The 26,625-nt window shown below is 42.3% G+C and carries 27 protein-coding genes; 13 read left to right on the top strand and 14 right to left on the bottom strand.

The annotated features are described in order from the left end of the window. Positions 1-154 precede the first annotated feature (154 nt). Positions 155-919 (bottom strand): coenzyme F420-0:L-glutamate ligase, encoded by a 765-nt coding sequence (locus tag ACPK8D_RS11400; protein ID WP_424717965.1) that lies wholly within the window; start codon positions 917-919, stop codon positions 155-157. A gap of 485 nt (positions 920-1,404) precedes the next feature. Between ACPK8D_RS11400 and ACPK8D_RS11395 the strand changes: the two genes are divergently transcribed. Together ACPK8D_RS11395 and ACPK8D_RS11390 are read left to right on the top strand one after the other, a co-directional pair. Continuing rightward, positions 1,405-1,806: a hypothetical protein gene (locus tag ACPK8D_RS11395; RefSeq protein ID WP_424717964.1), complete on the top strand. Its 402-nt coding sequence runs from the start codon at positions 1,405-1,407 to the stop codon at positions 1,804-1,806. Between the two features lie 416 nt (positions 1,807-2,222). Beyond that, the gene (locus tag ACPK8D_RS11390; RefSeq protein ID WP_424717963.1) at positions 2,223-3,200 is read left to right on the top strand and encodes a cation diffusion facilitator family transporter; all 978 of its coding nucleotides are present in this window, start codon (positions 2,223-2,225) and stop codon (positions 3,198-3,200) included. Positions 3,201-3,375: 175 nt separating this feature from the next. On the opposite strand, the gene ACPK8D_RS11385 is transcribed toward ACPK8D_RS11390, so the two are convergent. Beyond that, on the bottom strand, positions 3,376-3,837 hold the full coding sequence (locus ACPK8D_RS11385; RefSeq protein ID WP_424717962.1) for an Hsp20/alpha crystallin family protein: 462 nt from the start codon (positions 3,835-3,837) through the stop codon (positions 3,376-3,378). Positions 3,838-4,068: 231 nt separating this feature from the next. Next, complete coding sequence (locus tag ACPK8D_RS11380) at positions 4,069-5,265, bottom strand: cofactor-independent phosphoglycerate mutase (protein WP_424717977.1); 1,197 nt, start codon at positions 5,263-5,265, stop codon at positions 4,069-4,071. 409 nt (positions 5,266-5,674) lie between these two features. On the opposite strand from ACPK8D_RS11380, the gene ACPK8D_RS11375 reads away from it, so the two are divergent. Both ACPK8D_RS11375 and purM read left to right on the top strand, forming a co-directional pair. Beyond that, positions 5,675-7,093, top strand: a complete 1,419-nt coding sequence (locus tag ACPK8D_RS11375) for an aspartate kinase (protein ID WP_424717976.1) — start codon at positions 5,675-5,677, stop codon at positions 7,091-7,093. A 21-nt stretch (positions 7,094-7,114) separates the two neighbouring features. Then, positions 7,115-8,116, top strand: a complete 1,002-nt coding sequence (gene purM / locus ACPK8D_RS11370) for a phosphoribosylformylglycinamidine cyclo-ligase (RefSeq protein ID WP_424717961.1) — start codon at positions 7,115-7,117, stop codon at positions 8,114-8,116. 191 nt (positions 8,117-8,307) lie between these two features. Here the strand turns inward: purM and ACPK8D_RS11365 are convergent, their stop codons facing one another. Together ACPK8D_RS11365 and ACPK8D_RS11360 are read right to left on the bottom strand one after the other, a co-directional pair. Further along, entirely contained in the window at positions 8,308-8,682 is a 375-nt protein-coding gene (locus tag ACPK8D_RS11365; protein WP_424717960.1) for a DUF1894 domain-containing protein, read from the bottom strand. Beyond that, entirely contained in the window at positions 8,679-9,137 is a 459-nt protein-coding gene (locus tag ACPK8D_RS11360) for a DUF1890 domain-containing protein (protein WP_424717959.1), read from the bottom strand. Before ACPK8D_RS11360 ends, ACPK8D_RS11365 begins: the two co-directional genes overlap by 4 nt. A 548-nt stretch (positions 9,138-9,685) precedes the next feature. Here ACPK8D_RS11360 and ACPK8D_RS11355 point away from each other — a divergent pair. After that, the gene (locus ACPK8D_RS11355; protein WP_424717958.1) at positions 9,686-9,988 is read left to right on the top strand and encodes a DUF1894 domain-containing protein; all 303 of its coding nucleotides are present in this window, start codon (positions 9,686-9,688) and stop codon (positions 9,986-9,988) included. A gap of 173 nt (positions 9,989-10,161) precedes the next feature. On the opposite strand, the gene ACPK8D_RS11350 is transcribed toward ACPK8D_RS11355, so the two are convergent. From ACPK8D_RS11350 to ACPK8D_RS11335, 4 genes are all read right to left on the bottom strand, one after another. Next, on the bottom strand, positions 10,162-10,728 hold the full coding sequence (locus ACPK8D_RS11350; protein WP_424717957.1) for a hypothetical protein: 567 nt from the start codon (positions 10,726-10,728) through the stop codon (positions 10,162-10,164). 83 nt (positions 10,729-10,811) lie between these two features. Further along, the gene (locus ACPK8D_RS11345; protein ID WP_424717956.1) at positions 10,812-11,906 is read right to left on the bottom strand and encodes a hypothetical protein; all 1,095 of its coding nucleotides are present in this window, start codon (positions 11,904-11,906) and stop codon (positions 10,812-10,814) included. Positions 11,907-12,232: 326 nt separating this feature from the next. Continuing rightward, complete coding sequence (locus tag ACPK8D_RS11340) at positions 12,233-13,285, bottom strand: hypothetical protein (RefSeq protein ID WP_424717955.1); 1,053 nt, start codon at positions 13,283-13,285, stop codon at positions 12,233-12,235. Positions 13,286-13,412: 127 nt separating this feature from the next. After that, on the bottom strand, positions 13,413-14,522 hold the full coding sequence (locus ACPK8D_RS11335) for a hypothetical protein (protein WP_424717954.1): 1,110 nt from the start codon (positions 14,520-14,522) through the stop codon (positions 13,413-13,415). Positions 14,523-14,862: 340 nt separating this feature from the next. Here ACPK8D_RS11335 and ACPK8D_RS11330 point away from each other — a divergent pair, with 340 nt between their 5' ends. From ACPK8D_RS11330 to hisC, 4 genes are all read left to right on the top strand, one after another. Continuing rightward, entirely contained in the window at positions 14,863-15,345 is a 483-nt protein-coding gene (locus tag ACPK8D_RS11330) for a PUA domain-containing protein (protein WP_424717953.1), read from the top strand. Positions 15,346-15,558: 213 nt separating this feature from the next. Next, positions 15,559-16,782, top strand: a complete 1,224-nt coding sequence (locus tag ACPK8D_RS11325) for a polymer-forming cytoskeletal protein (RefSeq protein ID WP_424717952.1) — start codon at positions 15,559-15,561, stop codon at positions 16,780-16,782. Positions 16,783-17,320: 538 nt separating this feature from the next. Continuing rightward, positions 17,321-18,430 carry an acetylornithine transaminase gene (locus ACPK8D_RS11320; protein ID WP_424717975.1) on the top strand — a complete coding sequence of 370 codons (1,110 nt, stop codon included), beginning with the start codon at positions 17,321-17,323 and terminating at the stop codon, positions 18,428-18,430. Next, positions 18,411-19,511, top strand: a complete 1,101-nt coding sequence (hisC, locus tag ACPK8D_RS11315; RefSeq protein WP_424717951.1) for a histidinol-phosphate transaminase — start codon at positions 18,411-18,413, stop codon at positions 19,509-19,511. The genes ACPK8D_RS11320 and hisC overlap by 20 nt, the downstream gene beginning before the upstream one ends. A gap of 87 nt (positions 19,512-19,598) precedes the next feature. On the opposite strand, the gene ACPK8D_RS11310 is transcribed toward hisC, so the two are convergent. Genes ACPK8D_RS11310 through artA form a run of 4 tightly spaced genes read right to left on the bottom strand, consistent with a single transcriptional unit; the run spans position 19,599 to position 22,298 of the window. Then, positions 19,599-19,955, bottom strand: coding sequence for a dihydroneopterin aldolase family protein (locus ACPK8D_RS11310; RefSeq protein WP_424717950.1), 357 nt, complete (start codon positions 19,953-19,955; stop codon positions 19,599-19,601). A 53-nt stretch (positions 19,956-20,008) separates the two neighbouring features. Continuing rightward, positions 20,009-20,800: an archaetidylserine synthase gene (locus tag ACPK8D_RS11305; protein WP_424717974.1), complete on the bottom strand. Its 792-nt coding sequence runs from the start codon at positions 20,798-20,800 to the stop codon at positions 20,009-20,011. A 2-nt stretch (positions 20,801-20,802) separates the two neighbouring features. Further along, on the bottom strand, positions 20,803-21,426 hold the full coding sequence (locus ACPK8D_RS11300; protein ID WP_424717949.1) for a phosphatidylserine decarboxylase: 624 nt from the start codon (positions 21,424-21,426) through the stop codon (positions 20,803-20,805). 5 nt (positions 21,427-21,431) lie between these two features. Next, on the bottom strand, positions 21,432-22,298 hold the full coding sequence (gene artA, locus ACPK8D_RS11295; protein ID WP_424717948.1) for an archaeosortase A: 867 nt from the start codon (positions 22,296-22,298) through the stop codon (positions 21,432-21,434). Between the two features lie 616 nt (positions 22,299-22,914). On the opposite strand from artA, the gene ACPK8D_RS11290 reads away from it, so the two are divergent. The 4 genes from ACPK8D_RS11290 to priL all read left to right on the top strand — a co-directional run bounded on the left by ACPK8D_RS11290 (position 22,915) and on the right by priL (position 25,754). After that, entirely contained in the window at positions 22,915-23,331 is a 417-nt protein-coding gene (locus tag ACPK8D_RS11290) for an NUDIX domain-containing protein (RefSeq protein WP_424717947.1), read from the top strand. Further along, complete coding sequence (locus ACPK8D_RS11285; protein ID WP_424717946.1) at positions 23,309-23,623, top strand: transcription factor S; 315 nt, start codon at positions 23,309-23,311, stop codon at positions 23,621-23,623. Before ACPK8D_RS11290 ends, ACPK8D_RS11285 begins: the two co-directional genes overlap by 23 nt. A gap of 300 nt (positions 23,624-23,923) precedes the next feature. Then, complete coding sequence (locus ACPK8D_RS11280; protein ID WP_424717945.1) at positions 23,924-24,661, top strand: DNA polymerase sliding clamp; 738 nt, start codon at positions 23,924-23,926, stop codon at positions 24,659-24,661. 4 nt (positions 24,662-24,665) lie between these two features. Further along, positions 24,666-25,754, top strand: a complete 1,089-nt coding sequence (priL, locus tag ACPK8D_RS11275; RefSeq protein WP_424717944.1) for a DNA primase regulatory subunit PriL — start codon at positions 24,666-24,668, stop codon at positions 25,752-25,754. Between the two features lie 188 nt (positions 25,755-25,942). Here the strand turns inward: priL and ACPK8D_RS11270 are convergent, their stop codons facing one another. Further along, positions 25,943-26,407, bottom strand: coding sequence for a glyoxalase/bleomycin resistance/dioxygenase family protein (locus tag ACPK8D_RS11270; RefSeq protein ID WP_424717943.1), 465 nt, complete (start codon positions 26,405-26,407; stop codon positions 25,943-25,945). Positions 26,408-26,625: the final 218 nt, after the last annotated feature.

Genomic DNA, 26,625 nt, shown 5'->3' with positions numbered 1-26,625 from the left:
CACGTCCTAGTTCCATTTACATTACAAATGTAGTTGAAAATATAAATTGGTTATTTAACAACGGTTCTCGGGGAAGTTTTTCATCCCCGCAGCAAGCTGCGGGGTATTCGAATGAAAATCAATACTTGAACTCTGAATCATTTCCTTCTTTAATTCAACTTTTTTTTTGCAGGCAGCGAAGCCCTTTTTTAATTATGTCCTGTTCTTCAGGGCGGTATATTTCTTTTATAAAAGTTTCCTCTTCACAATAATGATCGAGCCCGCGAATAACAACCACAGGAATTCCGCCCGCACCTTCACCCATCAGAAGATTTGCCGCACCTGCAAGTTCATCGGCAACCGCTTCTTCTGTAATCTCGAGGATTTTTCCAAAGAGGTCTTTTTCCCCGATCCAGCGCTTTACAGGCTTTATTTTGTAAATTCCTATGGCAGCACCGGTCTGTCCTATCTTGAAAGCCCTCCCGTTTGTATCCGTGACAATGACACTTAACTTTTTCCCGCTTAACTTTTCGAGCTCCTGCCCGAGCCTTGAAGCACTTACATCCGGATTTTCCGGGGGATAGAGCAAAAATCCGTCTTCAATATTTGACTCATCAACTCCTGCGTTTACACAGGTATGTCCCGCGAGAGTTGTCACAAGCATAAATGGCTTTTCCACAAGTACTTCCTTGCTTCGGGAAAGTACAGCCTGGATAAATCTCGCATCTTTTCCGCTCCGGGCTGCAATCTCAAGTGCCATCTTTCCTGGGGTAATGTCCTCGAGCCTGAAGATCTCCCCCTCCGCTTTAGCAACAACGGTCGAGGCAGTGATAACAATATCCCTGTCCTGAAGTTCGATATTCTCACAGATGATCGAGGGCAGGTTGTCCCCAGTATGTATAAGGGGAATATTCTCAACGGCTATGGCTTCGAATTTCAAGTGTTTTCCTCAAAAGTCTTTGAAATAATAAATAACAGCAACTGATTTTGTTCCGTTAGATACAGGAAATTACAGGAAGTGATCATTAAATCAATAATTTGCAGCAGTAAAGGCAGTAACCATAAATAAGACCACCGATATACTGGATCTTGCGGCGATGATGAGAGTTACCCCAACTGAGCAAAAGATGATGAGAACAGTTTCCTGATGCCGCGCTTTTCACCTATTTTTCGATGCCTTATTTTTTCAGTTAATCCAGCTTACATTATTTCTCAACTTAATCGCGTCCTAGCTTACTTTTTTTAATCTATTTTATTTTCCGATTATATATGATTTTAATTTAGCTTTCAACTTATTACTTTATCAATTTATTTTCAATTTCGTTTTTAACTTACGTTGTCTTCTACCTACCTTATTTACTGATAGTATATTTTTCCGGAAAGATTTAAGAGCCTTTATCTGCTTGCAAACCAAATTTCATAGGGGTGTTAAACACGAGCCAGTATGACCTGAACGAAATTATGAGAAAAATAAAGGATAAACTCCCTTTTGAGTTAAAAGATAACGAACGAAGCAGAACCTGGAGTTTAAGAGTTATCATAAGCAAGCTGTATTACTCCCTGGACTATGAAAATGAGCCTCAAGCCACCAGGCAAAAAGTAACCCAGATTCTTCTTTATCACGAGCAATTTAGCAAAGAAGAAATTGATAAGGCCTTTCAATCATCAGCAAAGGAAACTACTGAATATTCAATAGAATTTCTAAAACTGCATCCCAAAATTGCACAGGCTGAAGCCCTTAAAAATAAAGAATTCCCTGAAGAATTCGAGGGGAAGGAAGGAGAGAGAATTAAGGAAATAAAATACAGATTCCCGCATTATAGCTGAAAGTTCACCGGAGACCTTTTCCAATAGGACGGAAAGCAAAGAAAATGACGAAAAATAGATAATGGGACCAAAAGATAACGAGAGCATTGAACAGGTTGACGGCATACGTCGATTGGCAGAGATCACAGGAGAGATCTACAGATGTAATTTTTCCGAAAGATAATAATACTTATGAAGGTCTGTAGAGAATTACCAGTTTGTAAAAAGAATACCGCTATTTTTATAATTACTATTTAATATTAGAGGCGACTTAGCCTGTAAAAGCAATATAGAGCCTTATAAACTCCTTAATCAATGAAAGATAACCTTATATCTAATGGCCGCTAATTTCTATGCTCTGGTCTAATAGTATAATAATATATATCGAAATATAATATCTCAAATCTGTTCAAATAATCAAGATGATATGAGAAATTATGGAAGGCGCTGGCGATATAAGTAAAGGGGCTCTTTTTGATTATGAGGAGAATGCGGACACCAGGTACTCCAGGGCAGCTCATGTAACAAAAATCTCGATGATCTTAAACTTTTTATTGACAAGTTTTAAGTTTGCGGCTGGGATCCTGGGCAACAGTTCGGCAATGATTGCTGATGCGGCTCATTCCCTATCAGACTTCATAACTGATATTGCTGTGATTGTAGGTTTAAAGATTGCTAGAAAACCAAGGGACAGCACACACAATTATGGACACGGGAAGATTGAGACTTTAGCTGCAGCGTTTATAGGGCTTGTACTTGTTGCGGCTGCGTTTGGAATTTTCTGGGGGGGTCTTCAGAAAGTTATTACTTTTTATCAGGGAGAGAGTCTGCCAGAACCAAGCAAAATCGCTCTTGTTGCAGCAATCATTTCAATTGTGTCAAAAGAGTGGCTGTACCGTTATACCATAGTATGTGGTCGAGAACTTAACAGTGATGCGGTAATTGCAAACGCCTGGGATCATCGTTCAGACGCCCTTTCTTCTATAGGAACCATGATAGGGATAGGAGGCGCGATCTTTCTTGGAGGTCATTGGGTAGTGCTTGACCCAATAGCTGCAATTGTATTGAGTTTCTTTATCTTTAAAGTGGCATTCGACATCTCTTATAAAAATCTCAATGAACTGCTGGAAGCTTCACTTGATTCGGAGACTTACAGAAACATTGAAGAGATTCTGATTTCTACTGAAGGCGTTTTAGGCTTCCATGAGCTAAAAACCCGAAAAATAGGGAACGCCATGGCTGCAGATGTCCATATTGAGGTTGACAGGGAGTTGAACATCGTGGACGCACATGAAATCTCAATGCAGATAGAAAACAGGTTAAAAGAAACCTGCGGCAAAAATGGTCACTTTTCAATTCATGTGGAGCCGTGTTCTGACTCCGAGAATTATAGCAGCGGCGTGTCGGGCAAATAACAGAATAAGAAATTGATTACCAGAATAACTGATTATCCGAGTATAAGAATCAAAAATTGAAGTTTGGATTGTAATAAATTCGGAAATTAACAAAAAAGATTCAAAAAAGAAAAGACTGCGGAAGAAAGTAGCAGTCTGACGTTGCATTCAGGGTTATCTTTCCGCTCTGGAAAGATTATTCGATAGCTATTTTCTTTGTCGGCTCTTCCAGTTGCATTTTCGGCAATGTTATTGTCAGGACACCGTTTTCCATTTTTGCAGTGCTTCCTTCTTCCTTAACGCTCGCAGGCAGGCGGACCGCCCTGTAAAATTGAGTGTATGCTCTCTCCCGGCGCAGGTATCCTTCTTCTTCGGTCTCTTTTTCCTTCCCGGTCTTTGCACTAATCTCAAGCATGTCTTCTTTGAGGTTAATTTGAACATCCTCTTTATCAATACCAGGCAGATCGGTAGTGACTACAAGCTTGTCTTCTTCTTCCTTAATATCAATGGCAGGCGTGTAAACCTTTCCGCCTCCCCACTCTTCCATTGGCATAAAGTCTTCAAACAGCTGGTTCAGGCGCTCCTGCGTCCTTCTGATCTCTTCAAAAGGGTCCCAGCGTGCAGGTCCTGAAAACGATTTTCTCATAGGCCATCTCATATTAAAATACCCCCTAAATTAAAACGATAACACAGGCTTTTATGTGCTATTCTGAATATATTGAGAAAGGATATATACATTTTCCTGAGCAATTTCACAAAAACGTAGTACAAAAAAGAACCTGAGTGTTAAAAAGAAAAACTTCCGAAAAGCCGAAGCAGAGGATTTCCGGGAAATTTAAAGGAAGCTGGACAGATAGGAGCATCAAAATAGAGAATGAAAGAAAGGTAGTTATTTAGCCTTCACAAGCATTCCTATAAGATCCGAAGCTTTTACAAGACCCAGAGAACCTTTTTTAGCCGATTCTTCATCAAAAGTCTTTGCTCCATCGGAATCCGTTCTGTCGGTTCTGTAGACTGCAAAAGGAACCGGGTCTCGAGTGTGGGTCTTTACGGAAATCGGAGTTGGATGATCAGGCAGTATGAGAAGTGTAAAAGGTTCATCTGAAGCTTCGCCATGTTTAAGGATAGGGGCTACTATTCGGTTATCGAAATCTTCGACAGCTTTCAACTTTTTGTCAATACTCCCTTCATGTCCGGCTTCGTCCGGAGCTTCCACATGAACAAAAACAAGATCCCTGGTTTTCAGGATCTCGATGGCAGCACTGACCTTTCCTTCATAATTGGTATCGAGATAACCGGTTGCTCCCTCAACTTCAATTACGTCCATGCCTGCATAAACTCCAATGCCTTTCAGAAGATCAACTGCCGAAATAATTGCCCCGGTTTTCCCGTACAGTTCTCGAAACGAAGTAAACTTTGGAGCATATCCCTGACCCCAGACCCAGATTGAGTTTGCAGGATTCTCACCTTCCTCAACCCTTTTCAGATTAACCGGATGGAGTTCAAGAACGACCCTGGATGCTTTGATAAGGCCGGAGAAGAAATCTCCATCTTTTCCTCCGGGCAGATATTCCTCAATTTTCTTTCCCGTGATATCATGCGGGGGGGTACACTCCGTTTCAGCCCCCAGGTTATTTCTGGCGACAATCAGGTGCCTGTAACTGATTCCCGGATAAAAGCTCAGCTCTTCGGTACTGAGTTCCGTATCAAGAGTTTCGATGAGAATTTTAGCTTCTTCACTGCTGATATGCCCTGCGCTGTAATCTTTTATTCTTCCGTGCTCGATAGTTATAAGGTTGCATCTGAAAGCCACATCGTCTGGTGCAAGAGCCACACCCATGCTGGCAGCTTCCAGAGGAGCCCGACCAGAGTAGTACACTGCCGGATCGTACCCGAGAATGGACATATTTGCGACATCACTTCCGGGGGGAAATCCGTCAGGTATAGTTTTTGCAAGCCCCATTTTTCCGCGGACTGCGATATAATCCATAGCAGGGGTTCGAGCTGCCTGGAGAATGGTCTTGCCACCCAGTTTCTCTATCGGGTAATCAGCCATTCCGTCTCCTATAAGTACAGCGTATTTCATTGCTTCACCTGTCTCCAACTATTTTAGTCATTCATCTTGGGAATTAAATATATTATTTTCTACCAGATACCGATCACCGGGATTTTATCGGGCATTTGCCAGCAGGTTTCTCTACTGATCCAGAGATCTATTTTTATATCCATTTTTACACAAACATTATAATATAGTATCCATATCCTATACAGAAAAAGTTCTCAGCATAAAATATATATAAATGGCAAAAGAGCCGGTATATAGCTTTCTCTACAAAGAATTATTTTGCTAAGAAATACTTTGCAAACCTGCAGAATTCCCGGATTATTATTATTTATTCTGATCCGGAATATTTAATGAGGATAACTAAAATTACACAAACCGTTAAAGTAAGTGGTGTGAGAATAACCAGTTAATGCCAAAACGTGATCCGATCATGAAAATTGTAATGAAATTTGGAGGAACTTCCATTGGGGACGGGAAAAAAATCCGTCATGTTGCCCAGCTTCTGAAAAGGTATCATGAAGAAGGCAACCAGATCGTGGTGGTAACCTCGGCGCTCGGTGGAGTGACCGATGGGCTTCTGGAAAATGCACTCTTTGCCTCAACAAAAGGTAAAGTTGCTCTTGTGAAGGAGTTTAAGACCGAAATCACAAACAAACACCATGAAGCCGTGAATGATGCCATTGACGATCCCACAGTTGCAAGAGAAGTTATCCAGACCCTTGACCTTCGCATTGACGAGCTCGAAAAAGCCCTGATCGGAATCTGCTATCTTGGTGAGCTTACCCCAAGGTCAATTGACTATATTTGCTCTTACGGAGAACGCCTGGCTGCTCCGATAGTGTCAGGAGCTGTTCGTTCCCTTGGAATTCCATCAACCGAATTTACAGGTGGAGAAGCAGGGATTATAACCTCATCGGATTACGGAAACGCTAGGCCTCTGGAAAAAACTTACGAACTTGTGAAAAAGAGACTCGGGTGCAGACTCGGGTCCCAGGTTCTCGTGGTCACGGGATTTATAGGAGAAAATGAGGATGGGATTATTACCACTCTGGGAAGAAGCGGCTCTGATTTCTCAGCTTCTATCCTGGGTGCAGCCCTGAAAGCCGATGAGATCTGGCTCTGGAAAGAAGTGAGCGGGATCATGACTACTGACCCGAGAATCGTGCCAGAAGCAAAGACTATCCCGCAAATCTCTTATGCCGAGGCCATGGAACTTTCTTATTTCGGAGCAAACGTGCTGCACCCACGCACAATTGAGCCTGCCATGCGCGAACACATTCCAGTACGTGTTAAAAATACTTTTGAGCCTGAGTTTCCTGGCACACTCGTGGTTGCGGAAAAGTTCCAGTGCAGGCATGTTGTAAAAGCCGTAAGCCTGATCAAAAATGTGGCTCTTATCAATATTGCAGGCGCAGAGATGGCAGGGGCTGTCGGGACTGTAGCCAGGCTCTTTACAGCGCTTGCGAAGGCAGGCGTTAATGTTGTTATGATCAGCCAGGGCTCTTCGGAATCCAATATCTCTTTCGTGGTTAGTGAGACACATATTGAGTCCGCTTTAAAAGCGCTCCATGAAGAATTCAACCGGGAAATCGTAAGAGAGATCACTTCGGACAGAAATGTTTGCGTAGTCGCAGTCGTGGGCGCAGGTATGGCCGGGACTCCAGGCGTGGCAAAACGAGTCTTTGGAGCGCTCGGAAACTCAATGATTAATATTATCATGATCAGTCAGGGCTCTTCCCAGTACAATATCTCTTTCGTAGTAAGGGAAGGTGATGCATTTGCCGCAGTCAAGACCCTGCATGATGAATTCGAATTATATAACGGAAACGGAATTGAAAAACAGCTATAAAGCAGGCAGGGAGGGGCAAAAATGAGTGAAAAACACTTAACATATGCGGATTCAGGCGTAGATATCGCAAAGGAAGAAAAAACTGTCAAAACCCTTATCGAAAAGCTTAGTTACGTTCGAAAAGGCATAGGAGCTCCCCTTACAGGAATAGGGCATTATGCAGGGCTTCTGGACTTCGGAGAATTTGCCCTTGCCCTGACAACGGATGGGGTAGGCTCAAAAGTTCTTATTGCGAACGAAATGCAGCGGTGGAACACAGTAGGCATAGACTGTATCGCAATGAACGTTAATGACCTTCTGGCAATAGGAGCCGAACCTGTAGCGTTTGTAGATTATCTTGCCGTGGAAAAGCACGAAGAAGGCTTTGCCGCCCAGATAGGCGAAGGGCTGGTAAAAGGCGCGGAAATATCCAGGATGTCCATTGTAGGTGGGGAAACCGCAACCCTGCCCGGGATAATTAAAGGCTTTGACCTTGCAGGGACATGCCTTGGGTTTGTCAGGAAAGATCAGATTGTCGAGGGAGGAAAAGTCAGGGTAGGTGATGTGATCGTAGGTATTCCAAGTACAGGCATTCATAGCAACGGGTACACCCTTGTAAGAAAAATCATTGAGGAATCCGGATACTCTTACCATGATCTCTGTCCCTATGACAGTTCAAAAACAATAGGAGATGAACTCCTTGCCCCAACAAGAATTTATATTGAGATTCTTGACGTCCTGAAGGCATGTGAAGTCCATGGGCTTGCCCATATAACAGGCAGCGGACTCTTGAAACTGAGAAGAGTGACAAAACTCGGCTTTGATTTTTACGATCCCCTTGAGCCCCAGGAAATTTTTAAATTCCTGCAGAAAGAAGGCGGAGTGGAAGAGCTTGAAATGTACAGAACCTTCAATATGGGTATGGGTTTTCTTGTCATCCTGCCTGAGGAAGACGCTGCAAAAGCTGCAGAAATTACCGGTGGAAAAATCGTAGGGAAAATCGTAGAAAGCGGTATCAGGGTTAGAGACCTGGTAATAGAGTAAGAAGTAACCTTTTTGGAAAAAGGTTGACCAAAAACTATTACAAAAGCCAGAGGAAAGTGAGAGAAAACTTTCCCCCTACATTTTCCTCTATATTGAAATTTTCTACTTATTTCTTCGTTGTTGAACTCTTTTACTCTTTTCTCTATTTAGAGATTCTTCCCGTGAGCTTAATAAGGGGTAGCCCTTCAAATTTATTTTTTCCACATGTCCTGGAAACTGATCCGGGGTTCTTTGGAGCTTTCAGGAGATTTGCCCTTTTTCGATGAGGCAGGGACCTTTTCCGTTCCCATCTCCCTGAGCCGGTTGATCTCATTTATGCTGTCCTCATTTTCTATGCGCAGGACAAAGCTTCCATGACAGGGTTTCGTATAAGGGAACATCAGAGCATTGCCTTTTGCTCCCACTGCAATGGGCGGTACCCCTATTATGTAGTAATCCTTAAAGATCTTGTAGCCCGGAGATACATAGTAAACCTCATCTGAGTTTTTCTCAATGTACTCTCTGGCTTCCTTGAAGCTTATCCTTTCCAGGAGGATTTCATACTTCATCTGCTCGATACAGCTCATTTAACTATCTCCTCCATTACCTTATCCAGCTTATTCTTGAGCCTGGTGGGATTATGAACATCTTTTGCAACTATTTTCACACAGTCGAACTCGATGGCTTCTTCCAGAGCTTCTGCGTTCTTGCCAAAAATTACAGAGTACATTTTGGCCTGAGAAATGGCGTTCATTGTCGCTGCAAAAGTCATTCCGGAATCATTATGCATAAAGGCGAAGCATATATCGAAATCTAATCTTTTCTCAATAATATCCTCCAGGGTTTTATCGAGATTAACCATTTTTTTTACATAATAACCGTCAAAATCAGAAACCTTTAAAAGCTTGATTACGGCATCATTCCCAGCAACAGTTACATCAAATCCTGCTTTATTCAGCTTATGGGAAAGATACAGGGCAATGCTGGTTTGAATTGGGACCTCGGGACATCCCATCATAAGAAGCACTTTTGCACCGGTCATAAAATTTCATCTCTAACGTATTTTATCTGTAAGAATGTAGGGTTAATCCTCATTTGAACCTTTGCAATTATCACTTCGGATCGCTCTGGTAGAAATTCTTGAAGTCCGGACAACGCTTTGATTCAACCATACTTAACATACCTTGGTCTCAACCTCTCTAAGATCTAACTTTAACGTTTTTTCAATATTCTGAAAATCTCTAACAGATTGAGTCTCAATCGTTCCATAATCTGATTTAAACTATTTCATTTATCAATAATTTATATATTAAATTGTTGATATCAGGCTTAAAGCTCTTTACCCTTCGAGTGGAGATTCACTCTCATTTTATTCTCATGCAGGTATTCCGGATAACATAAAAACTGGTAGAGAATTCGAATCAGGCTAATGCTTCCCACAAATCCTTCGGATCTTTTTTCAGAATGAAATATCTCATATATTATTTCCCTCATATTTTAATTTATAAATTAAATTGGCAGTCAATTGGGGATTAACGGTTTTAGAATATTTTGAAGTTGATATAAAGAAAAAACATAAAGGGTACGAAAATGGCGTGCTTAAGAGAATACCGGTATGAGATTCTCCTGAAAAATACCACTCTCAAGGAATGCGAAAATTATATTAAAGGGCATTCTGAGGAGGCATACCTGGTGCCTGGTGGGTATAAGGTAAAAGGCATCACCTTACTTGGTATGGCTTCTCCGGTTGGTTTTTCAGGGAACAACATTATATTTCAGTTCATAAAGCCCTGCTTCGGCTTCTTTGTGATCAAACTCGAAAACGAAACCGAGGAAGTAAAGAAACTCAGGGACCAGTATAAAAAGGATAAAAATATAAAAAAGATTAAGTGAGGATTAATAACCCGGTTGCGCCTGCAGGTATATATTGCCTGTAAACATCTATTTTTCCCTGAGAGTTATTTTTGTGCTTAGTTCTGATTTTTTGTCTCGTTTTATGATCACTTCTCGTTTTATGATCGCTTCTCGTTTTATGATCGCTTCTCGTCTTTGTCTCTTTTTCCTTTTCAGGCTTTTACTTTTTTCGTACATGCGACCCTGCACTCAAAGAACCCGGCTGCAGGAAGTTCATGTATTGTGGTTGCAACGATCATGCCTTCTCCCATCTCTTTTACGACCATTATAGGCCTGCCCCTGTCATCCTTGAGCACTACATCAGCATCGGTTTCTGCGAAGTAACCGTCACATCCTGCAGGAGGAACAAGGTTTTCCACAAGCTTCTGGGCGTCGTGCTTACCCACAGGCTGAGGTGTGCATGCGTTCTCTTCCATGATATACTTCAGGGAAAAAGGAAGCCACTCGTATTCGTATTCCGGGACAAGAGGGCTGAAAACAAGAAGAGTCCCCCCTTTTGTCACAAACTTTTCAAGGGAGCGCCTGCCGCGTTCAAGTCCTGCACCCGTTTTCGTATACTGTTTATTTGCAAAACCTGTCGGCAGGATCAGAACCTTGCAGGCAGGAAGATAAGGAGTACCCAGGGATGTTGAGAGTGCACGACTGCATTCAAGCCCGTATTCCACAAACAATTTCTCAAAAAGAAGGGGGCAGTCCCAGAGCAAAATTACGTCACTCATGAAAAAGGATAGGAAACTCCCACATATGAAGTTATCTATCTTACGGAATCTCAGGAATCGGCAAATTCAGGGTTCCAGATCCGTTATTCCAGAGAAATGTGAGTAGACCCGGATCTTTTCCCGAACTCGAATAGAATCATATGGGGGCTGGTAGTGACTGTAAAAGGGTAGCCAATTGACTTGAAAATATTTGAATAATATTTTGTTATAGATTCACAAACTTTTCTGTCAGAATAATCGTGAATAAGTTTTACATATTCCTTGTCCTTTTCCGTGCAAATTTCAATATCATTTCCTATGCTGTCCGTCAGGTAAACTTCTTTAAAAATCATGATGTGCTCAGCAAGAGTAAAAGCTGCAGGGGGCTTGCCTGTACTCAACTCGAAATTTCTTGTCACTTCAACTACGGATGGAAGATTTCCTGAAACAAAAGCCTCGAAAGTCTTTCTGTGCATACTGAGCCGCTGGTAATTCTGCTGCCTGTAGGTTTTGATAAGATTTTTCCAGAATTCCGGCTTTTTCTGAACTTCCCGGAAAGTACTCTCCATCGGCCCGAAGTGTTCCTCAAGCCCTTTAGGAACTTTTTGATAATCAAGAAATTCGAACCTTTTAAAATAGACTTTTGTTACATTTGATCTGCAGAAAAGACCCTGAACATCCAGTTTCATCTGTTTTGCCAGGTAAAGTGCCAGGCTGTGAGCCATAATTCCCCTGAAGCAGGAATTTCCGTTTGAGAGAGTAAGACTTGCAGTTTCCGGTTCCGGACCCGGACTGTACTCCGCATCAACTTTAATTTTCCAGCCCATTTTTTCATTGAGTGAATTTATATAACTGACAATATCAGGGATTCGTTTAACTTTATAAGGATTGATTATTTCATATACAATTGATTCGTCAATCAATAACCCTGAAGTCTTTATTATAAGCCACTCAAGCAGTGTGTGATGAACAAGCAGGAATTCTTCTTCTTCAATTAATTTACTACGAAATTCTGCATTCTGTGAGACCTTGCTTGAATCTTTTTCTCCATTTTCACCGGTGCTTCCAGCCAGAGCAAGAGAGGCAGTTTCGATAGCATCCCTTATTGCCGCACTTAAGTTTCCGTTATTTTTTTCCAGAAAGGGCTTTAATTTATCCACATAGCACTGGTCAATAGAGATATTTTTTCGGACTATCAAGGGTATTCCCTCTCCTGTTTTCTTGAGGCCACAGGCAGCTCAAATTTCCTGGCAGATGCACATTTTCATTCTAGTAAAACAGATAATAGATTGGCACTCATACTTCTTAATATTTTTGCTAGAATCGAGAGCAAAAAAGCTTATGATAAAAGAAAATAAATGAAGCAAGTTAAAAGGAAAAACAATGTCATCAGAACGGAAAGTAAATGTAGAAAGAGAAAGCCAGTATCCCCGAATGCGTGGATAATCTACTAAAAATATATATTATGTCAGCAAACCTGAGGCAAAGGTTTGCAGGAGAAACTTTGAGTAGTCGAAAGTATTTATTAACATGCCCCTGCAAACTCAAAGATGATAAGATTCGATATAGTCCTGACCTCGAATATGTAACCTGCTGCGTGGAACACTTTTGAAAAGAGCTCAACCAATTTGAGAATGACGGTTTCGTCAGAAAACTGATGTCTGATTTTTACATGCATTTTTCCGCCTTCGCTGGTCCTTTCAATCTCATTTACAAGCTGGGTGACTGAAACTACTTTTTTGCAGATAATAAACAGCTCGGAAAGAGGAATCTCCCGAATAGGTTTGCCTGCAAATGCTTCAAAAAAGCTTGTTATATCCGGAACTCCACCTGAGAGGAAAACCTCAAATACATTCCTGTTAAGGTTTACTCTCTCATATCTGTGCATCATATACCTTTCCACAAGTGTGGTCCAGAAATCTGGTCTGTTTTTGATTTCTTTAAACGTATAATCCAGGGTTCCAAAGTTTTTCCTGATTCCCGGAGGAACCTCAGCATCAGATTTGTATTCCTTAAGAAAAATCAGGATAGAATTGGATTTGCGATGGACAAAAGAAACATCAAGATTCAAATAGCGGCCAAGAAAAATTGAGAGTGCTTCAGCAAGGAAGGCCCTTAAACTGGGGTCCCCATGCTCGAGTACTATTACCTCGGTCCTGTCTTCCTCCCAGTTGATGAGGGAAGCTTCAATTCCCCAACCGTGGTTCATGCTGCGTTTATTCAGGTACTCCAGCAGGTAGGAGGTGCTCTTTATCTGATAGGGATTAAAAAGCTCACTTACGAGTTCATCAGCAACAAGAATCCCATCCGTATTTTCGATCAACCATCTGAAGGAAAGTTGACTTATGAGTATACATTCTCCACTTTCAATCAAATTATTTCGCATTTCGGGATACTTCGCAGAGCCTTCTGTGAAATATTCCAGAGCATCCTCTACGGACTCATGTCCCTCAAGAGCTGCATCTGCAAGCTCTATTGCATCTCGGATTGCAGCACTCAGGTTTCCGTTGTTTTTATCCAGGAAGGGCTGGAGTTTCTGGAGATGCGTATCTTCCATGGAGACGTTTTTACGAACCAAAAATTGTTCCCTCCTTTTCAATGCGGTTCATTTTTGAAAACAGCCTCACAATAAAGGAGGCACGGCTGAGCTAAAGAGTATATACGTGTTTAGTAAATTAATACTTATATATAAATTGCTATTTTAATTAAAGACCCTGATCTGAATAAACTCTTTCAGCTTCTCCGGCTGAAACTCCAGAGAAAGAAAAATCAAAGATTATAAGTTCCGATACCGAACTCAGGCTGAAATTATGCCAGCCAGCTTCAAACACACTGGAAAATAATTGTATCATTTTTGCAATGACTTTTTCATCGGAATAATCATGCCTGATTTTCATTTGTTCTTTTCCTTTTTCCGTACAGATTTCCACATCATTAACAAGCTGGGATGTCATCACAAGATACTTGAAAAGAGGGAGCAGTTCCGAAAGCGGGATTTCACGCAGGGAGCGGTCAGCTTTGAGCTCAAAATATTTTGTAATATCCGGAACTTCACCTGCTATCAGAGCTTTAAAAAGGTCCTTATCCAGATTTACTCTTTTATAATTGAACTTTTGATAAAGCTCAGCGAGTACAATCCAGAATTGAGGCTTTTTCTCAAGTTCTCTGTAAAGAAGGTCTCTGGAACCGAAATATTTCCTGACTCCAGGGGCTGCTTCCTCCGGATCATGCCTGACAAAAGTTTTCAGGTAGACGGTAATTGAATTGGACTTTCTATGCAGCGCCTCTACGTCCAGGCTCATCCAGCGCGAAAGGAAAATGCAAACTGCCTCTACAAGAAGCTCACGAAAATCCCGGTCCCCGCCAGTGAAATCCAGAATAGTTGGCCCGTTTTCAGATTCTTCGCTGCGCGGGCCGGAAACCTCAATTTTCCAGCCCATCTTTTTACTGCTGCGGTTAAGATGCTCTTCCAGTTCGGGAAGTGTGGTGACAATGTAAGGATTTATCAGCCCGTGAACAACATCTTCATCCATAAGCTTGCCAGCACAGCTTCTTACAAGCCACTTCATCATTTGCTGGTTCATAGTTACGGATTCTTCGCTCCCGAAAAGTTTTTCCTTTGCTCCTGAAGATTTTCTCTCTTTTTTCAGTTTCTCATCCATTTCCTCAGAAGTTCCATGCTTTTCAAGGCCAGGGCTAACCTGGTCAATAACTTCCCTTATTGCTGCGCTCAAATTCCCTTTATGTTTTTCCAGAAGGGGCTGAAGCTTCTGAAGGTGACTTTCATCAAGGGAAACGTTTTTTCGAATCAACACGACCCTCAATTTGTTTTTCCAAAATGCGATTCACTCAGGGAGGGATTTCAACCTGCCGGATTTAAGTAGCAGAAGTTTCTCCAGAGATTAATGAAATTCTCGATATTCAGTACGTTATCCCTGTTTATAATTGTGTTTGAACAGGTGCAATGCATTATGATTTTCTATACTAATTTTAAGTCTGGCACTTGTCTGACAGATATTGCTTAAAATGTATCAAATATAAATAGTTTATTATTTCTTTCGGAAAATATAAATTGGAAGAATTTTCCTGCAGTACGGCCCCTAAAGATCGAAATAACCGGAATGGCTTTAAGGTCTGCCTATATTACCTAGTCTCATGAATTATGACACCGACAGACTTACCAGAGTCCGCATGATTGCGGATTACCAGTTTGGGAGAGGAATTGGAAAAGAACTTTTCCCTGACGGCTCAACATTCCAGTTATCCAGGACAAAAAGGGTACGCCAGGTGCTTCATTCAGGAAAACGTATAGCTACGGCAAGGGCAAAGGATGGCTTTTTTACCCTTAGTATTGAAGGAGCTTCCATTGTTCACAGGCTCTTGCCAGGAAAAAAACTCAGGGTCATCGTCTCAGAAGAAGCTGCTCCTTTTGTGGAGAAAGGTAAAACCGCGTTTATAAAACACGTAGTTGAAATCGATCCTGAGCTGAGGGCCGGGGAAGAAGTACTCGTAACAGACGAGGCCGACAGACTGCTAGCAACAGGGCAACTGCTCCTATCTCCTGCAGAGATCCTGGCCCTTGACAGTGGCGCAGCCGTGGATGTAAGAACAGGAATTGCTTCGAAAAAAGAAAAATAAATCCGGAATCTCAGAGAAACTTGTGAAGAGATAAAAGAAACACAGGAAAAGGAAATAGCATTAAATTTTATGCTGAGAATTGAAGCTTTTTAAGTTTTACACAAATTTACATATAGTTAAATACAGCATATAAAATGCTACTTATATTTTTCAAATATTCTTATAATGAACGGATAAAATGAATAAGAATATATCATAGATAGTAATTTTTGAATGAATACCATTCAGAAAAAACGGATCTTTAAAAGAGCAGTTTCAACCCTGAATCCAGATATTAAAGAGATAACAGTTTCCCGGAGCGTGAGCACTATTTCAGAGCCAGAACAGATTCTAAAGCACTTCCTGGTTCCAGATAACACCAGAATCGAAGCAAACAGGATTACAGTCGAGGGAGACGTTATTGTCGGCAATCACTCTAATATTGAATACGGCATTCTCGGCGATACCGTCATTATGGGAGAAGGAGTGACCGTCTCCGGGGATATCGCGGCAAGTTCCGATGTCAGGATTGACATGTGGTCAAAACTGGGGAGCAGGGTAGAGGTTGGCAGAAATGCCTACCTGGGAGAATTTGTAACTATTGACGGAAAGCTGCTCGTAGAAGGGGACCTTGACGTAGGAAAAGAAGTTAAAATCCGGGGAGGGTTCGAAGCCAAGGGATGGATAGTGGTAAGGAATCCGGTCCCTGTAATTATATTTCTGTTTCTTTACATAAGGGAAATGATGCGTCTCGGCAAAGGCGAGGAAATCGAAAAAGCCGTAGAAGAACTTTTTGAAGATTCCGAGGAAAGCCTGGGCCCTGAAGGAAAAGAGCCCTGTGAAAACGTATTAATTATACCTGCCGGGGCAAAGCTTTCCCCTGAAGCTATTGAGGTTGCCGGGGAAGCCATTATAGGGAACAACTGCCTGTTGATAGGAAACATCCGGGCACAGGCTGTCGAGACCGGGAAAAACCTGACCTTTAAGGGGAGCATTTACTCAGAGAGCAAGATCAACATAGGAGAAAACGGCACTGTCTATGGCAATCTTTATTCAAAAGGACAGGTGCAGATTGGCCGGAACAGTAGAGTTTTCGGGGGAATAAAAGCCGACTCGGTCTTATTGCATGAAAACGCAAGGGTGGACGGTACAATAAAAGCACCTTCAGGAGTATCTTTCTTACGGGACTCTGCAGAAAAGCCCGTTCTTGCCGAAGTCAACGCTTTAGGGAAAGTAATTATGAGCGAAACTCATGAGTTGCCCGAAGATGCACCTCAGGACGAACCTGTAAAAGCCCTGAATGTGGTAGTAGATTCGCATATCAAGTCGAGTGCAAAAGCCAGGAATGTTTTTGTGCCTGGTAGAAAACGAAAAACTGCCAGAACCCGGGCTCTGGAAAGAACCAGACGCTTCACAGGAGCGAGGACTTACAGAAAGGAACAGAAGTCCGGAGAGTAACCCGAGAGTAAATAATCCGACTCGAGACAATTCGTAAGTTTTTGACGCCCCGAAGAATCCGGAGTTTCCCTTAACCAGAGAGCCGTTCTCTGAATTTTCGTTCCAGATATGGCAAATCTTACTTGCGGAAAAAAATTTCTTTTTTGAGAAGGAGCAGTAACATTCTTAGGGAATCAGGGAATTATCTGGATTCCGGTGAAGACAGATAATAATAAACAGTAAAATTCAACGGTAAAATTCAACAGTAAAATTCAACTGTGAAGTTTGACTGTAATATTTGACTGTGAAATTCAACTGCAAATTCTTTAATCTGCAGAAGAAATATTTTCAAAAATTTTAATAAATACTCATTTCGAGGTATTGAGGCTTCCGGATTGGGATATGAATTAAAAATAATCCAGACTTTATTCGTTAAACTTTCCAATCAGTCTAAAGGAACAAATTTCAGGAAGGAATTCAATTGACAGAGAACGTTACAGAGCCTGAGAATCTGCAGGCAAAATATGATTCGGTTATAGAAAAAGATTCAAAAAACGTAATGCAGACCTATGGGCGTCAGCCCCTTGTACTCTCGGAAGGGAAGGGGGCGGTTGTCCGGGATATTTACGGAAAAGAGTATATTGACTGTGTTGCAGGAATTGCAGTAAATAATGTAGGGCACTGCCACCCGACTGTCGTCAGGGCAATCCAGGCCCAGGCTGAGAAACTGCTGCACGTCTCCAACCTTTATTACACCGAAATTCAGGCAAAACTTGCAGAGACCCTGGCCCTGATTACAGGTATGGAACGTGTTTTTTTCTGTAACTCCGGAGCTGAAGCCGTGGAAGCTGCAATGAAACTGGCCCGTGTGGCTTCCGGAAAAACCGCTTTCGTAGCAGCTGAACATTCCTTTCACGGCAGGACTATAGGGGCACTCAGCGTAACCCACAAGAGCATGTACAGGGATCCTTTCATGCCTCCTGTGAGTTCTGAGACTGCTTTTGTCCCATACTCCGATGCTGATGCTATCAGGCAGGCTATTTCGGAAAACACGGCAGCCGTTATTCTTGAGCCCATTCAGGGAGAAGGCGGAGTAAATATCCCGGATCCCGAATACCTCAAAACAGTCAGGGAAATCTGTGATGAAACCGGAACTTTCCTTATCTTTGACGAAGTGCAGACAGGCTTCGGAAGGACAGGCACATGGTTCTGTAAAGAGCAGTTCGGAGTGGAACCCGATATCATGAGCATGGCAAAGGCAATAGGCGGAGGTTTTCCGATGGGTGCTATTGCGGCCAGGGAAGGGCTCAGCTTTGGGCGCGGGCAGCATGCTTCTACTTTCGGAGGCGGGCCGCTTGCCTGTGCAGCTGCACTCGCTTCGATTGAAGCAATCCGGGAGGAAGGACTCCTTAAGCGCTCAAAAGAGAATGGGGCTTATTTCATGGGAAAGCTCAGGAATATGGACAGGGAAGATATTGTAGAAGTCCGTGGGAAAGGGCTCATGATAGGAGTCGAGATAAAATATCCCTGCAGCAAGTTTGTGGACTTTGCAAGGGAATACGGCGTGCTCGTAAATTGCACCTCGGATTCGGTGCTCCGCCTGGTTCCCCCGCTTGTAATTACGAAAGAACAGATCGATACGGTAGTTGATGTTCTTGAGCAGGCCTGAACTGATAAAAAAAGAAATATTTGATATCGCAGAGTATGTTCCAGGAAAATCCATTGAAGAAATAGCTTCTGCTTACGGGCTTGACCCGGCTTCAATCATCAAACTCGGCTCAAATGAAAACCCACTCGGTCCCTCTTCAAAGGCTGTTCAGGCCCTGGTGGATATAGCTCCCTGCGCAAATATTTACCCCTCAGCAGACGCGATAGAACTCAGGGAAGCTCTCTCGAAATATACAGGCTTTCCGGTCTCAAACCTTATAGCTTCAGGGCCGGGAATGGACGGGCTTCTTGACGGGCTCTGCAGGCTGATTATTGAAAAAGGAGACGAGGTCATAGTCCCTACTCCGACTTTTGCCTATTATGAGCTTCCGGCAAAGGCATGCGGAGGAAAGCCGGTCTTTGTCAGGAGAAAACAGGACTTCTCGGTTGATCCTGAAAAGCTTCTGGAAGCCGAGTCCAGAAAGACAAAAATAATCTTTCTCTGCTCCCCGAATAATCCCTCGGGCAATCTCCTTCCAGAAAACGATTTGAGGAAAGTCCTTGAAAATACCAGGGCTCTCGTGTTCGTTGATGAGGCTTATGTCGAGTTCGCGGACAGGAACCTTGCAGGGCTTGTAAGGGAATACGATAATCTTGTTGTCGGCAGGACTTTTTCCAAGGTATTCGGGCTTGCAGGCCTGCGCCTGGGTTATGGGATCATGCCCGAATGGCTGGCAAAAGAGTACATAAGAGCAGCAACTCCGTTTTCAGTAAGCCTCCCGGCTTTAAAAGCAGGAATAACTGCCCTTTCGGATTCCGAACATCTGAGAAAAAGCATAGAAATCGCAAGAGAAGGCAGAGAATATCTGAAAGAGAAGATTCCTTTTACGGTTTATCCTTCCCAGGCAAATTTCGTACTTGTAGATGTTGCCCCTTTTAAAGCAAAAGCCGTTACACAAAACCTCATGAGAAGGGGAATTATTGTACGTTCCTGCGACTCCTTCAGGGAGGCGGGAGATACTTTTATCAGGGTAACCGTCGGGACTCCGGAACAGAACGAAAAAGTTGTCAGAGCTTTTGAGACTGTAAAGAATGAGGTTTAAAAGCCTCCATTCCCTTACTTTAAGTTGCATTCGTTATTTTATCTGTTTTAAGGTTTTTTTGCAGGGTCGCCTGTATCAAACATTTATCTATTTAATTTCTAAAATTTTCATCAGCGGATAATTCAGTTCAGGGTCATATTCCATTCCGACTTTTATCTTTGAAGAGCCGTATTTTACGGTTATTTTTACTTTAAGCATGGGCCCCTGAAGTTCAGAGTAACCGAATTCGTCGTTCAGCTTGCTTTTCAGCATATCTCTATCGATTTTTACGGAAATTTCTTCCACATAGGGCTGGACTGAAATGCTTTCCTGGATAGCCTGCTCAAGGCTTGAAGCCGTGTTCAAATTTACAGGAGAGCCCGTGAATTGATGGTAAAGGGCTCCGAGCTTTATTCCTGCTTCAAAGAGCGCGTTATCTCTGTCAGTTGCTTTTTCTTGAACCAAATAAATCTCTCCCTTTGGAAATTCGTTAATGAATGTCTAAAAATAAATTGATTTTACTGTTTTTCCTTCCTGGCTCTCAGCCCCTTGTTCCGATATTCCTTACTACCCAGATTAGTTAATAAAGGGATCTTGAAAAAGGGAGAAAAGATGTATGTCAACATCAGGATAAAGGGCAGAATCGAGAAAGTTCGCATATATTCGACATTATACAGGTAAAGAAGCATAGTTATCCCGAAAACGGAAGCTACAAAAGCGAGAATCCTGATGTTCCTGATCTTTGGATAGTTTACCGAACTGACCATAAGAATAGAGAGACCAAGGGTAAGCGCTAAAAGGAAGTCTATCCTGACAAGGCTTTCGCTCAGCAACATATATGTAACAAGCATAACGCAGCCTGCAGTTATGGGAAGACCTTCAAATCCCGTTTTGAGGGAAGCCACGGAGTTGAAGCGTGCGAGCCTGAGCACACCGCAAACCGCATAGAAAGCCGGAAATACCGCGACAAGGGGATCTGGTTCTCCGACAACAGGGTTTACCTGTCCGAATTGCAGGTATATGAGAAGAGCAGGAGCCACCCCGAAAGAAACTGCATCTGCCAGGGAGTCGAGTTGTTCCCCGAGTTCCCCTCCTTTGAATCGCCTGGCAATGTATCCATCCGCTCCGTCTGCAATTGCTGCAACAAGAAGTAAGATCAAAGCCAGGGTAAACCCGTCATGGGCCGCTGCAGTTTGAAATGTGGCAACCTGGACTGTAGCCTGGGCAGCTATTGCAATTGAACTAATCCCGCAGATAAGGTTCAAAAGAGAGACCAGGTCCGGGAGTCTTAACATCTGGAATACGTTCATGTTCAAAAATCCCTGTCATTTTTTATTGTTGCTATAACAGTCTTGCCTGCAAGTACCCGCTCTCCTTTCCGTACTATGATTTCAAAGTCATGAGGAATTGTTACGTCAACTCTTGATCCGAAGCGAATCATTCCGATGCGTTGTCCCTGCTCGATGATATCGTTTACTCGAGAATAAGGGACAATTCGCCTGGCGATTGTGCCTGCAATCTGCGTGACACTGACATCCCCATACTTGCTGTGAATAATAAACTCGTTTCTTTCGTTCCTTTCAGAGTCTTTACAAAAAGCAGGAAGATATCCACCTTTTTTGTAACTTATTTCCCTGATTTTTCCCGAAATAGGAGCTCGATTTACATGTACATTCTGGAGAAACATGAAAATACAGACTTTCCGGCCTCGAATGTCTATTATAGTGCCATCGGCCGGGGAAATCATATAAGTATCCGAAATTTCCACCTTTCTTTCGGGATCTCTGAAAAAAAGAACCATAAAGAAAGTCAGTGCCATTGCTATGTAAGCAGCGTGGTTTAGATGGGAGCTATCCATTGTCCTGGAGAGAACTGCAAACATTGCGGTTACAAGCGCAGCTGTAAAAAGCCAGGGTTCCGAGCCCTTTGCAAGCATTGGCCTCAATCCCCCCCGGACCTGTGCAGAAGGGATCTCAATTCTTGAGAAAGTATGACCCAGAGGCCATCAATCATTCCAAGTAGTTCGGGCAGAATCCGGAGTACTATATATGAAATTACAAAGAGGGCAATGCCTGAACCCGCCTTTGCAATATAATTATGCGCAATTATAAAGCTGTCAGCCCCAAACCATTGCTCTCCGTAAGCAACTACCACGAAAATATCCCTGATAAGATTAAGTATATAGATAACTGGCACCGACGCGATAAAAGCCATAGCCAGGCGGTTAAGGGGAGCTCTTACCGCACCTATAAGCCCCATAAAAAGAGCAATGCTTTCAATTGCCGTACAGGCGAGAATGATCTCCACTGTGTACCCGTTAAGTGTTATCATATTCCAGGCTTTCATGTATGCAGGAATCTCGAAATATTGGAGAACCCAGAGAACCTGGGAAGTAACCCCTCCTATAATCCAGGTATTTAGAGAGGAGAAATTCGCAAATGGGAAATAAACAAGAGCTCCAAGTGCACTGGCACTGGTAAGCATTGAGGTTATATCAAGGGAATCGGTTTCACCGTGAACAAATTCCGAGTGCAGCACTTCTCTATTATTTCTTATATGGAGAGGACCTTCCCTGTACTCCCGAAACATAATATACGCTACAAGTAGACAAAAAAGGGTTACTACTATTGTAAGGAGCACATTGGCATAGTCCAGGATCTCGAGATAATGGAGAGGCTGATAACTCCAGTGGATGGAAAATACACCCCATCCAATCCCTCCTACCAATTTACGAACCCTGAAGGTTCTGGGGATGGCGGATGACGCAACCATTAACCCGACTGCGAGCCAGAGTATATTTTCTATCATTTTTCACGCACCTTTTTTGCCAGAGGTAAAGCTTAGTTCTAGATTTTGTTTTCCTTGTTTCTGAGAGCTCAGAAAGGCCTCTGGCAAGTTATGAAGTTTCCGGAAAGTAACATATGAAATCATTTAAAATAATTAATAGATTTCCATAGAAGTTTCTAATAAGTTCAATAGTTTATATCCATTAGTATTAAGGAATTCAAAGCTTATGGATTTTACTTTATTTATCGGTAATATTTAGGGTTATTACCTCCATTAAAATACTTATACCGAATAATTGAGCCTGCAAATAAGATAATAGATTCCTATTATAGAAGAATAACGTTACAAACATGGCATTATTTATATAAAAATGTCGAGATGAAAAATTTCAGGAATATGAGTGAAATTCCTTGTTTTGATAAAAAAGAAACATTTAAGAGAAGCTACTGCATAAGGGATTTTTCTGCTTGACAGAAACTTGACTTACAATGTCAAAATTGAAATACGATGACGAGTTTCTACGTTATGCACAATAATAATATTATTTTACTCTGGCATCCCTGTCGGAAAAGCTAATTCAGAAAGGGATTGGCGGCGGAAAAATAGATCTCCCTGAAAGTAAATGCGAAGGCGTTTTATGAAACCCCAAACTCCTAGTTTAACCGTTGATACCGTAATCCTCTTTAAAAACAGGCTTGTGCTTGTAAAGAGAAAAAACCCCCCGTATCAGGGGAAATTTGCCCTTCCTGGCGGCTTCGTAGAAATCGGGGAAAGTACAGAGAAGGCAGCAGCTAGGGAAGCTTTTGAAGAAACAGGCCTTTCGGTAGAGATTATTAAACTGGTAGGTGTCTATTCCGATCCTCACCGTGACCCCAGAGGTCACACGGTTTCAGTGTGCTACCTTGCAACGGGATCCGGAGAGCTAAAATCAGGTTCTGATGCCGATTCCGTCGAGCTCTTTGAACTCAATTCCATTCCTGAACTGGCTTTTGACCACAATAAAATCATAAATGACGCAAAAAGTGATATTAATGCAATTCTGTACCAAATGTAAAAGTATGATGTTTCCTAAAAACGGCAATTTCGAGTGTAGAAAGTGTGGAAACATAATACCTATAAAAAGTGATGCAAAAAGTTTTGTCTCCAAAGCCAAGATCGATGATCATGAGGTAGTGGTTCTGGAAGGTGAACAGACTTCAGGTCTGCCAACAACAAACGCAAAATGTCCGGAGTGTGGGAATAATACTGCAGCCTGGTGGCTCAGACAGCTCAGGTCTGCTGACGAATCCGAAACTCGCTTCTTCAAATGTACGAAATGCGGATTTACCTGGAGAGAATACGACTGAGGTTTAATTGCTCTTCTATCCACCCTTGAAAAGCACATTTCCCGGAAAAGTGGATTTATCAGGCTACAGCTTCCTTTCTGCTTCAAGCAGAGCCTGAAGCAGTCCTGTTTTCTGACCAAGATTTATATAGTTGCCGGGAGTTTGAATCTAATGATTTTTCCGATTCCAGAAACCCATTTGACTTTATTCGGAGAGTTTACTCCTCATAATAGAGCGAGAACTTCCGAATCCGTAAAGAAATTTATATATCTCAAGGGTAATAAAGAGTTTAAGACTTAAATTATTTATTGGAGAAGAATTATGTTCAAGGCAGCAATTAATGCAGAGCTTCTGAAAGACGCAATTGCCGCACTGGCTGTAATTGTAGATGAGGTCAGATTCAAAATAAAACCGGAAGGTATTTCGGTAAAGGCAGTTGATCCTGCCAATGTTGCAATGGGAATTTTTGAGCTCGGATCATCCGCTTTCGATGAATATAGCGCTGATGAGTCTGAAATAGGAGTCGACCTGAACAAGATTATGGACCTGCTGGGGATTGCGGATAAGAACGACACAGTCCGGATGGAACTTGAAGAAGGGAATCATAAACTCCTGATTGATGTCGGAGGGCTGTCTTACACACTTTCTCTTCTCGATCCTTCCACAATTCGGGCAGAACCAAGAGTTCCTCAGCTCGAGTTGCCTGCAAGAGTTGTCCTGAACGGTGCAGACCTCAGGCGTGCTGTGAAGGCTGCAGAAAAAATAAGCGACCATCTGCTCATGGGAGTTTCTGACGACACATTCTATATGGAAGCAAAAGGCGATACCGATAAGGTTCGTCTGGAGATGGGCAGGGACCAGCTAATCGATCTGAAAGCAGGTGATGCCTGTTCTCTTTTCTCTCTGGACTATCTGACCGATATAGTCAAGCCCACAAATAAAGTCAATGAGGTTACGCTTTCCCTTGGAAAAGATTTCCCGATCTTCATAGATTTCGAAATTGCAAACGGTGCAGGAAAAATTTCTTACCTCCTGGCTCCGAGAATCGAGTCGGACTAATCCTATGCAGGCTGACGAACTTGCATATTACCCATTTATTTCAGAAGCATCTACCCATGTTGAGAATCTGGGTATCTCCCTGGATAGTCTACTTAACTCCCGGGCCTACCGGGCCGCAAGGGTAAGGGGAATAGAAAGGGTAAGAGAGGCTCTGGAAGGGGAAATTAAAAAACCCGCTGTTTCCGGGGAAGCCCAGGTTCTCTCGGAACTTCTTTCTTATCCTTTTGCGAGGATGCTGGTTGCCTGTGTGGATGACCAGCTCTTTACCAGACGCTATTCTCTTGCAGAAGCCAAAGCTGCCTATACTCTTCTGAAAAATGAAAACCCGGCTTTTTTGCTTAAATTCGGGGAAGATTTCGGAATTTCAGCCGACTTCAGAGATTCTTATTTCAGTATGCATTTTACGGATTATATTCGCTTTTCAAACTCCCTGAAAGATCCTGCCTGGAAACTGACAAACCGCCAGTTCAGGGCTGGAGAAGTAAAAATTACCAGGGAAGAATTTGCAAGGCTGCTTGAAGAAGCAGTCAGAGAACGTATTGAACAGTCCTTTCCAATTCCTGAAATCCCCCCTGAAGTTTCAAGTTTCTGTGCCCCTTATGTTGCCGAAATAAAGGACCAGTTTGAGGTCCAGAAGAAAAAATTCGGAGCAACGGACTTTGGGACTGTGGAACCGGAACTTTTTCCTCCCTGCATATCCCATGCCCTTGCAAGCGTACAGGGTGGAGTAAACCTTGCCCATTCCATGCGGTTTGCCATGACTTCCTTCCTGCTCAGCGTAGGAATGTCAGTGGACGAGATTCTTAACCTTTTCAATATCTCCCCTGATTTTAACGCCGAAAAGACCCTTTACCAGATAGAACATATTGCAGGCGCAACAGGAAATATATACAAGCCTCCGGCATGCGATACCATGAGAACCTATGGCAACTGCATAGGAAAAGATAGGTTATGCGAAAAAATCAATCATCCTCTGGCGTACTACGAAAAAAAAATATATCTGAAAAATAAAGAAAATGAAAAGGGAAAAGAGAAGGAGACTGAAAAAGCGAAGGAAAAAGAAAAGGGAAAGGAAAAAGAGCAGGAGAAGTAAAGTTCGGAATAAATCGAAAAGCGGTAATTTTTCAATCTCGGATTTATGCACCTGCATATAGAAGGAAGCACGGAAAAAATAATATTAAAAAGTTGTGTATTCTCCAGCTTCCATCATACATACTTTTTGTCTATAGATGGGCCTGTCTCTATCTATAAATCTTTATGTTAAACACTGTCCAGCTTTATCTACATATACTGTCTGACAAATTCCTCTGGCATTAAGGTGCGCTTTACGGTTTCTTCAATTGATAAGCCTTCATTTAAGAACCTTTTTACCACGCTCTCCATGGGTTCGCCAACCTCAACAATGTGCATATCAGGATCGTAAAATCTTATAACCCGCTGTCCCCAGGGCTGTTCTCTTAGTTCGTGCACATATTCAACGGAGTCCATACCTTTTAACTTTTGGAGGAAACTTTCTAAGTCATCTTCTTCAAAATACAGTTCAGAGTTATTTGATTTTTGAACGATATCATCTGTGGTTATGCTTATCAAATTTGAGAAATGTGATTTCAAGTGTATAGCAAAACCGCCCTCAAATGATACGTTCTCACCGAAATCGCATTGTACCTTTTGATTAAGGACGTTTTCGTAAAAATTTCTGGAAACCTCTATATTATTAACAACAATAAGTGGACATATGAATCTCATCTTATTCCCTCTTTTATAAGTAAATATGATATTGAATGCGAGTTGTTGTTCCAGATTGTTCATTTCTGGAATAAGAGTACTGAACTCATTCAACAAACCCCGTTACTCAGTTAAAACTTCAGTTAACTCCAAAACAATCTCAGTATAAATATAAAAATGAAAAGTTGATCAGAGAGCAAGCAACTGCACTGATCCTGAACCTTTACTTCCTACTGAAT

Origin of the sequence: Methanosarcina sp., from assembly GCF_049706645.1 — an archaeon.
GTDB lineage: Archaea > Halobacteriota > Methanosarcinia > Methanosarcinales > Methanosarcinaceae > Methanosarcina.
This window is presented reverse-complemented; position numbering and strand designations above follow the sequence as displayed.